2 protein-coding genes are annotated in these 1710 nt (G+C 41.0%); one reads left to right on the forward strand and one right to left on the reverse strand.

Features of this window, described 5'->3' with window-relative positions; genetic code table 11:
• On the reverse strand, positions 1-416 hold a 416-nt coding region (locus WB217_RS19375; RefSeq protein WP_423994981.1), incomplete at its 3' end, for a DMT family transporter.
• A gap of 232 nt (positions 417-648) precedes the next feature.
• On the opposite strand from WB217_RS19375, the gene WB217_RS19380 reads away from it, so the two are divergent.
• A complete protein-coding gene (locus WB217_RS19380) occupies positions 649-1587 on the forward strand; it encodes an endonuclease I family protein (RefSeq protein WP_423994982.1) in 939 nt (312 codons plus the stop codon).
• Positions 1588-1710 lie beyond the last annotated feature (123 nt).

The raw sequence follows: 1710 nt of genomic DNA on the forward strand, positions 1-1710 counted from the left end.
AGGATCACTACACCTGCTACCATCATTGTAATACCGATTAACTGCGGCATCTTCATTTTTTGCTTCATGACGCCGAACCAGCCGTTCCGGTCAATCAAAACCGTCATTCCCAGCTGAGAAATCAGCATGGCTGAAACCGTTAGGTTTACACCAATAAAATGAATCGCAGTTACGCTTCCAAAAACAACGACGGCTCCAAACGTACCGCCAACTAAATATACGGGTTTCACTTCCCTTAGCCCTTGCCATTTTCCCTCCCCGGCAAACATCAAGATGATAAAAGCCATCAGGAATCCAGTGAACTGGGTGATCGTTGCCGTCTGCCATGTGCCGATGTCCTGGCTGATTCTCGAATTCGCTACACCCTGAAGGGTAATAAAAGCTCCTCCTAATAATGCAAAAATAATGCCTCTCATTGTCTCTCTCCTCAATACGATTGTATAAATCAATTAAAGAATAGATACAGGCAATTCGAAAAGGACATATGTCCTAAAATGTCGAAAATATTGATTTATTTATTTCAAATCCTGATATGCTTATCTCATCATCCGCTAATTTTCCACGTGAAAAATAGGCACTCTTTTGTTTGGTGCACAGCTCTTTGTGGGAGTACACTATATGTAAGATGATACGGATAAGGAGTAAGCTATGTCTAATTTTAAAAAGCAGCAGAGGCTTAATAAACAGTGGAATAGTCCACATGATCCCATTGATCTAAAACAGCTTTTATCGATCTTGCGTGAAAACAGACGGAAAATTAAAAATGACAAGCAGCTTTATTACGATCAGCAGCAGGATGAGGCGGATATAAAGAAGTATTACCGCGGGGCCGCAGAGATGGATTTTTCGGAGCTGGCTCTTTTTTATAAATTTCACACTGTCATTTCCCAAACGCACAAAAACCAGATTCCCTATTTCCTGAGTAAGGATTTATATTTGTATACCTGGGTTGATTTGTATCCAGATGGTTCTGCAAAAAGTATCTATTCCAGCGAGAAAAAAGATCCAGAAACATTGATTAAAGAGGACCAAGAAACACTTAGAAAAAAGTATGATGAATTCAGAAAACGGTCAAGGAAGTTTCAGCAGCATGGTTTTCAATCCATCAAGGCACTTAAAATCTTTGAGGAAACCTTCAAGATGAATACCGAGCATATTGTTCCTCAGTCGTGGTTCGAGGGAACAGAACCGATGAAGGGCGACCTGCACCATCTGTTTGTCTGCCACCCAAAATGTAATATCAAACGTTCAAACTTTCCCTATGCGGATTTCGATTTCTACACTCCCGAGTCACCAGATGAACAACTAAAAAACAATTGCGGTGTGAGCTCAGGTCTCCTCTTTGAGCCAGAACACGGAAAAGGAGCAATCGCCCGCGCCATGCTATACTTTTTCCTTCGCTATCCAAAAATGATCAAAGAGGAATTCAGGGTGCAGGTGGATCTTGAACTGCTGAAACGCTGGAATCAAGAATTCCCTCCTACACTATACGAAAAACACCGGAACCAGGCGATTTACTATATACAAGGAAACCGAAATCCATTTATTGATTTTCCCGAGCTGGCAGACAAGATGAGTTTTATGTGAATATGGGGACGGTTCTCGTGTTCCAAAGTGGAACAAGTGAACCGTCCCCCTCTGCAAATTGGTCACTTCCTTATTATTTTTATTTGAATTCTTTGTTTACATAGAAATTATCTGCTGATATAA

It is taken from the genome of Mesobacillus sp. (assembly GCF_049588175.1).
Classification (GTDB): domain Bacteria; phylum Bacillota; class Bacilli; order Bacillales; family Cytobacillaceae; genus Mesobacillus.